This is a genomic window from Pseudaminobacter salicylatoxidans (assembly GCF_003148475.1).
In the GTDB taxonomy this organism is placed as follows: domain Bacteria; phylum Pseudomonadota; class Alphaproteobacteria; order Rhizobiales; family Rhizobiaceae; genus Pseudaminobacter; species Pseudaminobacter salicylatoxidans.
In genome coordinates, this window is record NZ_QGGG01000028.1 from 17,939 (window position 1) to 29,161 (window position 11,223).

General features: G+C 60.6%; 12 protein-coding genes. 9 read left to right on the forward strand and 3 right to left on the reverse strand.

Annotated elements, in window-relative coordinates; all coding sequences use genetic code 11:
• Nucleotides 1-69: 69 nt before the first annotated feature.
• From C7441_RS23155 to C7441_RS23170, 4 genes are read left to right on the forward strand one after another with little or no spacing between them, the layout of a single operon-like run.
• The gene (locus C7441_RS23155; RefSeq protein WP_109614900.1) at nt 70-888 is read left to right on the forward strand and encodes a transporter substrate-binding domain-containing protein; all 819 of its coding nucleotides are present in this window, start codon (nt 70-72) and stop codon (nt 886-888) included.
• Nucleotides 889-944: 56 nt separating this feature from the next.
• Complete coding sequence (locus tag C7441_RS23160) at nt 945-1,592, forward strand: amino acid ABC transporter permease (protein ID WP_019170274.1); 648 nt, start codon at nt 945-947, stop codon at nt 1,590-1,592.
• Entirely contained in the window at nt 1,592-2,254 is a 663-nt protein-coding gene (locus C7441_RS23165; RefSeq protein ID WP_019170273.1) for an amino acid ABC transporter permease, read from the forward strand. Before C7441_RS23160 ends, C7441_RS23165 begins: the two co-directional genes overlap by 1 nt.
• Nucleotide 2,255: 1 nt before the next feature.
• On the forward strand, nt 2,256-3,032 hold the full coding sequence (locus tag C7441_RS23170; protein WP_109614901.1) for an amino acid ABC transporter ATP-binding protein: 777 nt from the start codon (nt 2,256-2,258) through the stop codon (nt 3,030-3,032).
• Nucleotides 3,033-3,170: 138 nt separating this feature from the next.
• Here C7441_RS23170 and C7441_RS23175 read toward each other — a convergent pair whose 3' ends face one another.
• Together C7441_RS23175 and C7441_RS23180 are read right to left on the reverse strand one after the other, a co-directional pair.
• On the reverse strand, nt 3,171-4,067 hold the full coding sequence (locus tag C7441_RS23175; protein WP_109614902.1) for a dihydrodipicolinate synthase family protein: 897 nt from the start codon (nt 4,065-4,067) through the stop codon (nt 3,171-3,173).
• Nucleotides 4,068-4,119: 52 nt separating this feature from the next.
• The gene (locus C7441_RS23180; RefSeq protein WP_109614903.1) at nt 4,120-4,914 is read right to left on the reverse strand and encodes an IclR family transcriptional regulator; all 795 of its coding nucleotides are present in this window, start codon (nt 4,912-4,914) and stop codon (nt 4,120-4,122) included.
• A gap of 145 nt (nt 4,915-5,059) precedes the next feature.
• Between C7441_RS23180 and C7441_RS23185 the strand changes: the two genes are divergently transcribed.
• The 5 genes from C7441_RS23185 (at nt 5,060) to C7441_RS23205 (ending at nt 10,505) form a co-directional block, all read left to right on the forward strand.
• Nucleotides 5,060-6,097, forward strand: a complete 1,038-nt coding sequence (locus C7441_RS23185; RefSeq protein WP_244916240.1) for a TRAP transporter substrate-binding protein — start codon at nt 5,060-5,062, stop codon at nt 6,095-6,097.
• 18 nt (nt 6,098-6,115) lie between these two features.
• A complete protein-coding gene (locus C7441_RS23190) occupies nt 6,116-6,619 on the forward strand; it encodes a TRAP transporter small permease (protein ID WP_109614905.1) in 504 nt (167 codons plus the stop codon).
• A 56-nt stretch (nt 6,620-6,675) separates the two neighbouring features.
• On the forward strand, nt 6,676-7,977 hold the full coding sequence (locus C7441_RS23195; RefSeq protein ID WP_109614906.1) for a TRAP transporter large permease: 1,302 nt from the start codon (nt 6,676-6,678) through the stop codon (nt 7,975-7,977).
• Nucleotides 7,978-8,196: 219 nt separating this feature from the next.
• On the forward strand, nt 8,197-8,892 hold the full coding sequence (locus C7441_RS23200) for an alpha/beta fold hydrolase (protein ID WP_244916243.1): 696 nt from the start codon (nt 8,197-8,199) through the stop codon (nt 8,890-8,892).
• A 47-nt stretch (nt 8,893-8,939) separates the two neighbouring features.
• Nucleotides 8,940-10,505 (forward strand): amidase, encoded by a 1,566-nt coding sequence (locus tag C7441_RS23205; protein ID WP_244916241.1) that lies wholly within the window; start codon nt 8,940-8,942, stop codon nt 10,503-10,505.
• Between the two features lie 111 nt (nt 10,506-10,616).
• On the opposite strand, the gene C7441_RS23210 is transcribed toward C7441_RS23205, so the two are convergent.
• Entirely contained in the window at nt 10,617-11,021 is a 405-nt protein-coding gene (locus C7441_RS23210; RefSeq protein WP_019170263.1) for a RidA family protein, read from the reverse strand.
• Between the last annotated feature and the right edge of the window lie 202 nt (nt 11,022-11,223).

Below are 11,223 nucleotides of genomic sequence, written 5' to 3' on the forward strand. Positions count from 1 at the left end.
GCGCGAAAAAATGCTTATTAGCTATCTGTCGAGCGATAGTCGCTACACAGTCCTTAGGGAGAGAACGAGATGACATTTTCCAGAACGCTGAAATCCGCCCTGTTCGGCTTGGCCGCACTTGGCCTGACCGTGCCTGCCATGGCCGATCAGCTTTCCGATATCAAGGAAGCCGGCAAGATCGTCACGGCGACCGACATGCACTATGCGCCTTTCGACATGCTGGTGAACGGCACCTACGAAGGCATGACCAAGGACCTCTTCGACGGCGTCGCGAAGGAGATCGGCGTCGAGCCGGTCTACCAGGACATTCCCTGGACTGCCGAACTGCCCGGCCTCGAGGTCAAGAAGTTCGACATCGTCATCGCTCCGGTCACCATCACGCCCGAGCGCCTCGACCGCTACACCTTCACGCTGCCGATTGCCGACGCCACCGTCTCGCTGGTGCGCGCGGCCAACAACGATGCGCTGAAGAAGCCCGAGGACATCAAGGGCAAGACCGTCGGCGTCCAGCAGGGCACCGCGCAGTTCCGTCAGCTCGAAGCCTATGGCAAGGAGCTGGGCGGCGTGAATGTCAAGGAATACGGCACCACCGACGAGGCCTATGCCGACCTCGCCGCAGGCCGTCTGGACGCTGTTGCCGGTTCGTTGCCGAACCTGACCTATCTGGTCAAGAACCGCCCCGAAACCTTTGCCCTGTTCGAGCCGGCCTCCTTCGGCCAGCCGACCTATTTCTCATGGGTGCTGCGCAAGGACGCCGACAGCGACAGCTTTGCCAAGGCCATCAACGATGCGCTGCTGAAGATGACGGATGACGGCCGCGTCAAGGCCATTCAGGAAAAGTGGCTGGGCACCTACACCGAACTCCCCCGCGAAGTTCCGACCAAGTAATGACATGCCGTGGGCGGGAGTGATCCCGCCCACGCGCCAGACCAAGCGGAGCGGCGATGTTTTCGATCTCCACCTTTCTGGACAGTTTCGGGCCGCTCTTCTGGGCGGCGCGCTATACGCTGTTGATCTCGGTTCTGGGCATCGCGCTCGGGCTGGTGATCGGCGCGTTGGTCTGCGCTGCCGCCTTGTCGCGTGTGGTCTGGTTGCGCCGTTTGGCGGCCCTGTGGGTCAGTTTCCTGCGCGGCGTTCCGCTGCTCGTCCAGCTTTTGCTGTTCTACTACCTGCTGCCGGTCATCGGCATTGACGTGCCCGCACTGGTTGCCGCCGTGGTGACGGTGGGCATCTGCGCCAGCGCCTATATTTCCGAGATCTGGCGCGGCGCCATCATGGCCCTGCCCAAGGGGCAGGCCGAGGCCGCCACCGCCATCGGGATGGGGCCGCGCGATATCTGGGCCCGGGTGGTCCTGCCACAGGCTTTCACGATGTCGCTGCCGGCGCTGGTCAACGAACTGATCCTGCTGGTCAAGGCCTCGTCACTGGTTTCGGTCGTCGGCATCCTGGAGCTGACGCGCGCCAGTCAGGCGCAGGCGGCCACGACCTTCCGCCCGCTGGAGGTCTATCTGGCCGCGGCCTGCATCTATCTGCTCATCAATCTCTGCCTGGCCGCGCTGGGGCGCTACCTTGAGCACAGGATGGCCGTGTAATGGACCTGAGCATCCTGCTGCAATACTGGCCCATCCTGCTGAGGGGGTTCGGGCTCACCATCCTGTGTTGGGTACTGGGCACCATCTTCGGCATGGTGCTGGGCCTGATCATCGCGCTTGCGCAGCGCTATGGGCCGCGGCCGCTGGGCTGGCTGATCCAGGCCTATATCGAGATCATCCGCGGCACGCCCTTCCTCGTACAGCTCTTCGTGCTCTACTATGGCGGCCCGCTGGTCGGGTTGCGGCTGGACGCGCTGCCTGCCGGTCTCCTGGGTCTCACGATCTACGGCAGCCCCTACTTCGCCGAGATTTTTCGCTCTGGCTTCCTTGCGGTGCCGAGAGGTCAACTCGAGGCGGCCCGTGCCATCGGCATGTCCGAACCGACGATCGTGCGGCGCATACTTCTGCCCCTGAGCCTCGTCTCGGCGCTGCCGGCGCTGGTCAACTTCTCGATCATCCTGACCAAGGAAACGGTGATCCTGTCGATCATCACCGTGCCCGAGCTGATGTATCAGGTACAACGCATGTCCACCGAGACCTTCCGCTATCTGGAAGCGAACCTGGTGCTGGCGCTGTTCTTCTGGGCATTGGTCGAAACCATTTCGCGCTTCGGCCGCCGGCTGGAAACGCGCATCACGAAACATCTGATCGAAAGGACGTAAGATGCTTGCCGCGTCATCCGTCGAGATCCGCAAGGTCAACAAATATTACGGTCCCTTCCACGCGCTGCGGAATGTGGACCTGTCGATCATACCGGGAAAGGTGACCTGCCTGATCGGACCTTCGGGTTCAGGCAAATCCACGCTTCTGCGCTGCATCAACTTCCTGGAGGAATATGATTCGGGCGAGATCACGATCGACGGGCAGTTGATCGGCTATGCCAGCCCCGGCGGCCGCAAGATGTCAGGTCGCAAGCTGCGCGAGATGCGCCGCTCCATCGGCATGGTGTTCCAGCAGTTCAATCTGTGGCCGCATATGACCGCGCTTCAGAACGTGGCCGAGGGCCTCATCCGGGTGCGCGGCCTGCCGAAATCCGAGGCCGAGGCCCGCGCAGCGGAGGCGCTGAAGAAGGTCGGGCTGGCCGACAAGATGGCCAATCACCCTTCGCGCCTGTCGGGCGGCCAGCAGCAGCGTGTTGCGATTGCCCGCGCCATCGCCATGGAGCCGCGGCTGATGCTCTTTGACGAGCCGACCTCGGCGCTCGATCCGGAACTGGTGGGCGAGGTGCTGAGCGTGATGAAGACGCTCGCCTCCGAGGGCATGACCATGGTCGTCGTCACCCACGAGATGGGTTTTGCCGCGCATGTCGCGGACCAGGTGGCCTTCATGGAAAAGGGCGAACTTGTGGGCGTCGACGCCCCAGGCCAGATTCTGCACCATCCCGAGGATCCGCGCATCCAATCCTTCCTGCGGACCTATCACGAGCGCAACAGCTTCTGATCCGTTCGCAACGCCTCTCAAAACCTGAGCGTATCGCAGCAATGCTGCTTGCCGACCGGGACTCCCGGTCGGCAAGCGCAAGCGGCGATCAGTCGTGAGAAAACAGCTTTCCCCAAAGCCGGTTTTCCCTTTTCAGGATCATGCTCCAGCAAATTCAGGTGACGACGCGGCTTGCAGCGCGTCCGTCACGGTCTTTGCTGCATGTGCATCCAGCGGTGTCTGCGGGCGGATCGGATCGCCGACCGCATAGCCCTGGAACTGCAATGCAGCCTTGAGGCAGCTTGCCAGTCGAAAGCGTGCGAAGACTTCGTTGAAGCCCCACAGCCGCTTTTGAAGCCTGGCGGCATGTTCCCATTCCCCGCGCTTGCAGGCGTTGTAAAGCTCAACGCTCTGCTCGGGCAGCACGCAGGCAGGACCTGCAAACCAGCCCTTCCCACCCATCATGAGCACGCTGACGGCAATGTGCGACGATGCGGCAAACACATCGATCTTGTCGGCGCAGCGATTGAGGATCGACAACAGGCGGCCGGTGTTCGTCGACGCATCCTTCAGCCCGACGATGTTCGGATGCTCCGCGATCGTGCAGATCGTGTCGATGGAAAGATCGGTGCGCTGAAAGTTCGGGTTGGTGTAGACGACGATCGGAAGATCCACGCTGTCGGCAATGTCGAGGAAATAGCTCCTGACCTCCTGCTCGCTGAGCGGAAAATAGGAATCCAGAACCCCGACGATGCCATCGACGCCGATCTTTCTGTAAAGTCTTGCCTGTTCGATGGCCCCTTCCGTGGAGACGCTTGCGACACCCGGAACGACGGGAACCCGCCCGCCCGCCGCCTCAACGACAATCTCGACGACACGGCGCTTCTGCGCGTCGGAGAGATAAGCGTATTCGCCGCTGCTGCCGAGGGGGGTTAGCCCGGTCACGCCCTTGGCGATCAGGTCGTTGCAGAGGTCGCCCAACACCTTTTCATTGATGTTGCCGTCGGCCGTCAAAGGGCTCACAAGGTAAGGTATGACCCCGTAAAAATTCGACATGTATTGTCTTTCTGCCGTTCGTTGGAAGATTGGAGGATTATTGGCCGGCGCGTCAGGCCGAGAGGATGACGCGCTCGAAGGCAGTAGAAAGCTGCCTGGCAGCCTTCCTGAGCATCGTGTCGAGCGGCTCCTCGTCGAGATTGCGTATGCGCGAGCTGGGGCCGACGATGGAAACGGCATAGATCACGCCGATCTCCTTCAGATGGACCGGAGCGGCTATGGCCATCAGCCCCGAATCGATTTCCTCGCGACAGTAGGCAATGCCCTTGTCACGGACCCGCATATACTCTTCGCGAACCTTCTCCGGGTCCGTTATGGTCTTTTCCGTCAGCGCGGCCAGCGGCTGGTTCAACACACGGCTCCAGACGCTCTCGGGCTGATAGGCAAAAATCGCCTTGGCGGCCGCGGCCGCGTGAGCGGGAACGACGCGTCCGGGATTCACATAGCCATGAGCATCCTTCGCGGGCGAAGCCATCACCAGGTTTTCCACCTTGTCGCCACGCAGCACGGACAGGAACGCGGTTTCGTTGGCTTCCTTCGCCAGTTCATGCAGCACGGCATGGGCAACCGTCACCGTCCGGTCCGGGTCCATGATGCCGCGAAGCATGCCGCGAATCCGGTCCCCAAGAACATAGATAGCCGAAGAACCGATCGATTCGTTCTTCTCAAGCTGGACGCAACCCGCGCTCGCGAGCGTCTTCAGCAGGCGGCTTGTCGAAGCTTTCGGCAGGTTCAGGTCATTGCGAATGTCAGTGAATGACCGCCCCTGAGGATGGCTGACAAGCAACTCCAGAATCTGCAATTGCCGCTCCAGCGGATCGCGGCCCTGCTTTTCAGTTTCCTCCATGGTCAGGCCCCTCCCGTATTCGTGCTCACAACTATCCAGCTTTTATCTTGACCGCTTTCGGCCTGTCCAGTAAGAAAGTTCCATTAAGCGGAAATATAGTTCCGTTTAAAGAAACTCATACTCGAGAAAGCAGGGAGGACACGGCGTGGCTTTCAAGTTGAGAATTACGGGTGCTGCAATTGGCGCGATGATTGCCGGCTGCGCAGGTTTTGGAGTGGCGCAGGCCCAGGACAGCAACGTTACGCTGCGCCTGTCGCATAACCTTCCGACAAACAATGCACTCCACTACGGCGTCATGGAGCCTTGGGCGAAGGCCGTTTCCGAGGCGTCCGGAGATTCGATCAAGATCGATATCTATCCGGCACAGCAGCTCGGCGCCGCCAAGGATCACTACAACATGGCGCGCGACGGCATTGTCGATATCGCCTTCTATCTCGTCGGCATAGAGCCGGGCCGTTTCCCGATTGTTTCCGGCGCGGAAATCCCCTTCCTCGTCTCCGACAACGACAAGGGATCGCGCGCTCTTTATGAGTGGTACTCATCCTACATGGACACCGAGATGCCGGACGTGAAGGTCTGCGCCATGTTCTACGATGGAGGTGGCAGCATCCATTCGCGCAAGAAGGTTGAAGTGCCCGAAGACCTGCAGGGCATGAAGATCCGCTCGCCCAACAAGATGGCGGCTGAGCTCTATCGCCTGGCAGGCGGCGCCCCGATCCAGATGTCCGCGAACGATGCCGCCGAGGCTGTCGAGCGCGGCGTGGTGGATGCGGTTTCCTTCCCGTGGAAGCTGACGACTTCGCTCGGTGCCGACCGTGTGTTGAAGTACCACATGGACGCCAAGCTCTATTCGCTGGCGACGGCGCTGCTGATTAACAAGTCTTCTTACGATGCCCTTTCGGACAAGCAGAAGGCTGCGATCGACCAGAATTGCGGTGCCGACGCTTCCGAACACATGCCCAGGGCATGGACGGAATATGAAGATGAGGGCCGCGAGATCCTCAAGAACAAGGAAGGACACGAGATCGTGTCGCTCTCCCCGGAGCATCTGGAACTGTGGAAGGCGATGTCCGCAAACGTGCGCGCAGCCTGGGAAAAGGAAGTGGCCGCGACCGGCGCTGACGGCGCCAGGATCTTCGACGAGCTGAAGTCGAAGCTGGACAGCTACAACGCGAGCTACTGATCCGGGAAAGGTTACGCCATGCGTATTCTGCGATCCGCGCTTGATCTGGTCCCTGCGCTTCTCTTGATGTGCATGGTCCTTTTGACCGCGCTTTCGGTGATGAGCCGCTTCGCAATCAACATGCCGCTGCCGGATGACTATGAACTGACGCGGCTGCTGTTGGGTATAGTTGTTTGTTGGGGCGTTGCCGGTGCCTTCCGGAACGAAAGCCACATCTACCTCGATGTGTTTTGGGGACGCCTGAGCGACAAGGTGAAAAATGTGGTTAGCCGTATCGGTGCGCTCATCTCGTTTCTGATCATGAGCGGCTATTGCGCGGCCCTTTTCATCAAGGTGCAGGATACGATGCGCGCGCATTTGCAGACGCTCGACTTTGGAATCCCCATTTGGGGATTCCAGGCGGCTGCCTGGCTGGGCATTCTTGCAGCCGTCCTCGTGCTGTTGAAGCAGGTCGTTTCGCCCGCGCGCACCGAATCCGTTTCCGATCCCTATGCGACGGCCGAGGTGGCCGGACGCACCTGACATCGCCTTGGTGATCCGGCCAGCATCGTCACCGATTTTCCGGAAAGTCTTCCAACATGGATACCAATCTCGTTATTTGCATCGGCTTCGGGCTGATGTTGTTCCTGTGTGCCTTGCGCGTCCCCATCGGCCTGGCCATGGGGGCAGCCGGAATGGTCGGATTTGGTCTTTTGACTGGATTTACGCCGGCATTCAAACTTGTGTCCCATTCGGTAATCACGACGTTCTCCGACTATACGATGGGGCTCATTCCGCTGTTCGTCCTGATGGGGGCCGTCGTCGTCGCTTCCGGCATCAGCGCCAGCATGTTCCGTGCCGCACAGGCATGGTTCGGCGGCTTCCGGGGCGGGCTGGCCACCGCGACCATCGCGGCCTGCGGCGGCTTTGCGGCAATCTGCGGCTCGTCTGCCGCCACGGCCGCAACGATGACGCGCATCGGCCTGCCGGAAATGCGCGGCTACGGCTATTCCGACAGACTCGCTACCGGTGTTATCGCCGCTGGCGGCACGCTGGGCATCCTTATTCCGCCCTCGATCGCTCTGGCGATCTACGGTCTCATCACACAGCAGAGCATCGGCCTGCTTTTCATGGCGGCGATCGTTCCTGGTCTCTTCGCCGTCCTTTTTTACATGTTGACGGTTCGGATCTGGATCTGGAGGCGGCCGCAGGACGCACCGACGGGCCAACCGACACCGATGCGCGAACGCGTTTCCTCCCTCAGCAAACTGTCACCCATGCTGCTTCTCATCATCCTGGTGATCGGCGGCATCTATGGCGGGCTGTTCACGCCGACCGAAGCAGGTGCCATCGGCGCAGCCGGCGCAATCGTCATCAGCTTTACGATGGGAAGCTTCTCCGGCAAGCGGCTTGTAGAGGCGTTGATCGAGAGCGTTCACACCGGCGCGGCGATCATCACCATTCTGGCGGGAGCCCTGCTGTTCGGCTATTTCCTCACGATCACGCAGACGCCGCAGAAGATCTCCACCTTGCTGATGGAAGCAAACCTCGGCGCCTATGGTACATTGGCGGTCATCCTGCTCGTCATGCTCCTGCTCGGCTGCATCATGGATGCGACAGCCGTGGTGCTCATCACGGTTCCGATCGTTTATCCGATCATCACCCAGCTTGGCTTCGATCCGATCTGGTTCGGTGTCGTCGTCACCATGACCGTCGAGATCGGCATGATCAGTCCGCCATTCGGGTTGAACGTGTTCGTGATCAAAGGATTGTCACGCCAGACCGACATCTGGGAAATCTACAAAGGCGTCACCCCCTTCATCCTCGCGGACATTCTTCGCATCGTCCTGGTGTGCGCCTTCCCTGCGTTGGTGATGTTCCTTCCAAATCTCATGAAGTAATCGCGGCATCCGCCGCCAGGCGAAGGGGAAACTCCCCTTCGCAATGGGCCGCAGGTTCGGGCGTTCGCCGGCTCGACCTCCGGGGACCCGCATATTTCGAAATTCAATATTTCTGACAGGAGTAGTCTGGTGCCGTTTGTAAACATCAGGAATGGGCAGCTGTATTATGAGGAAGCCGGACAGGGCTCGCCTCTCCTGCTCATCCCGGGTCTTGGTGGGGTGGGAAGCTTCTGGAAAAAGCAGGTCGAGTTCTTCCAGAACCATTTCCGCGTCATCATTCACGATCACCGCGGCACGGGGCGCAGTATGGCCGAAACGGAAAGGTTCTCGGTCGATCTCATGGCGGACGATGTCGAGGCCCTGATCACGCAGCTCGATCTCAGCGACATTCAGATTATTGGCCACTCGACCGGCGGCGCAATTGCGCAGGCACTGGCCATTCGCCAGAAATACGACCTGCGCAAGCTGGTCCTCAGCGCTACATGGGCTTATGGCGACGACTATTTCCGCACGCTTTTTGGGACGCGCCTGCAAATTCTCGAAAAGATCGGAATGCACGCCTACGAACAGTTCGGCCGCATCGTGCGCTATCCGCCCTCATTCCTCGGCAAGAACCCCGAATTTCTGCAGCCATCCGGCAACAATGAAAGCGGTGACGCACCGACTATCGCGTCGCGCATTCAGGCTTTGCTGGATTTCGATTCCCGGAACCAGCTCGCTCGGATCGATGTCGATACGCTGCTGATCGGGGCGATCGACGATGCAGTCACCCCGCACCATCTTTGGGACGAACTCGCCGAAGGCATCCAGGGCGCCCGGATGGTGAAGCTGCCGGAAGGGGGGCATTTCTGTCCCCAGACCGCAAGCGACGCGTACAACACTCACGTGATGAACTTCCTGCAAGGCAGGGGGTAGTCGCGCCTTCGATCCAAATAAGATCAATCATTTCCCGGGAGAATGACATGTCGTGGAAAAAAGAGACCATGCCGACGATGATCGATGCGGTTTCGGCCTATCGTGAGACACGGATCGAAGAGCGTTTGCCACGCTGGGAAGCCAGATTGCGCGTCAACGAGGAAGAGCTGCGCAATTTCATGGCAATTCCGCTGACAACGCATGAGCCTCAGCTGACTGCGCCGCGCCTTCCGCTCAAGACGGAAACCGTCACCGGCTCGGGATCGTACACGGCGAGCAATGCCGGCGCTCTGGCTGCCAAAGTCCGTTCCGGGGAAGTGAGCGCGCTGGAAGTTGCCGAGGAATACATCACCAGGGCGGAGGCCGTAACAAGCCTCAACCTGTTCACGTCATTCGACGGCGACCTCATGCGCGAGGAGGCACGCTCCATCGACACGCACATCGCGAAGGGAGAGGAGGTCGGCCCTCTGGCGGGCGTGCCGGTTCCGATCAAGGACTTCATGTTCGTGAAAGGCTATCCGCGCACCGGCGGCACGCGCGCACTGCCGGCGAGCACCGACCACGACGACGCGCCAGTCGTTGCCAACGTCCGCAAAGCCGGCGCCGTCATGGCCGGCATGACCAACCTGCACGAGCTTGCCTATGGCGCGACCGGCATTAACCCGCATTTCGGTCGCGTCGGAAACCCGCACAGCCCTCACCATCTGGTCGGAGGTTCAAGCTCGGGCGCAGCCGCATCCATTGCCGCCGGCCTTACGCCGGTCGCAGTGGGGAGCGACACATCGGGTTCCATCCGCATCCCCTCCACCTTCTGCGGCGTGGTCGGGCTGAAGCCTTCCTATGATCGCATCGAGCGCGGCGGCGTCCTGCCGCTGGCGTGGTCGCTGGACCATCTGGGGCCGATCGGGCAAACCGTCGAAGATGCGGCGCTTCTCTACGCTGTGATGGCGGACATCGATCCGTCCGCCGTCTGCCCTTCGGCTGATGCCGCGATTTCCGGCATTCGCTTCGGCAAGCCGTCTCATTATTTCTACGACGAGGTCGACGATGAAATCCTAGCCCGCATCGACCAGGTTATCGAAAGACTGGCGCTGAAGGGCCACAGCATCAATCCCGTCACGGTTCCTGCCATCGAGAACTGCCTGCCGATCCATATCCAGACGGTGACAGCGGAAGCTGCCCAGGTCTATTGGGAGGCGGTCGAGAAGGCACCGGAGGTTCTGGGAGAAGACGTTCGCGTACGGCTGGAAGTCGGGCAGTTCCTGTCGAGCGTGGACTATGTCAAGGCGCAGCAATTGCGCACCATGCAGCGCGAGAACCTCCAGGCCGTGCTCAAGGACGTCCATGTTCTGATCACGCCCACGGTCGCGACCGTGGCGCCTCGCATCGAAGACGAATTCGTCGTCATCAACGGCAAAGTCCGGCCGATGCACCCTGCCCTGACGCGGTTCACGACCCCCTTCAACCAGTCGGGACTTCCGGCGATCACCCTGCCCTGCGGCTTCAACAGTTCCGGACTTCCGATGGGGCTCCAGCTCGCCGCGGCGTTTGGGGAAGAAAAATTGCTTCTGCAGGTGGCCCAACAGGTTCAGGCAGTCATCTCTGAACTTTGATGTGAAACGAAACGCCCGGCCTTCCCAATGGAAGACCGGGCGTTTCGCAGGATACTACGCGCCTTATCGGCTCCGGACACCACCCTATCGGTGATGTCCGGAGCCTTTCTGTCAGGCTGCGGTCGAGCAGCCGATACGGCCCATCGCCTCGATCTCGACAAGAATCTCCGGCTGCGCCAGCGCTGCGACTTCGACCAGCGAGCAGGCCGGAAAATCGCCGCTGAACTCCTCGGCGCGTGCCTGCCAGACTTCCTTGTTGTGCGCCATGTCGGTGACGAATATCGTCATCTTCAGAATATCGTCCATCCGGGCGCCGGCGGCTTCCACATAGGCGCGGATCTTCGAGAAGATGAACTTGCTCTGGTCGTAGGCATTGTCGCCCTTGATGCTGACCAGATCGTTCTCCCGAGCCGTCAGGCCGGAGACGAAGAACAGGTCGCCGCTGACCAGACAGTTCGACCAGGTCTTCGGCTTGGGCTCGCTCACCTGGGCGGTCAGCACGCGCGTCTTTTTCATGGGGTTTCCTTTCAAGCGGTTTGAAACTCGTGGGACTGGCGGCCAAGCCCACTCCCTGCCATCGTCATCACGTCCCCCGGCCTCAGGAATATCGGATCCGGCTTTATGTGTCAACGGCGGAGCAAAACCAGGCCGTTGGGCGGCGCAAAAGTAGGCCACTTGGCGCCGCAAGCGGGGAACGGCGGGAGGGCGTAGCCCGACT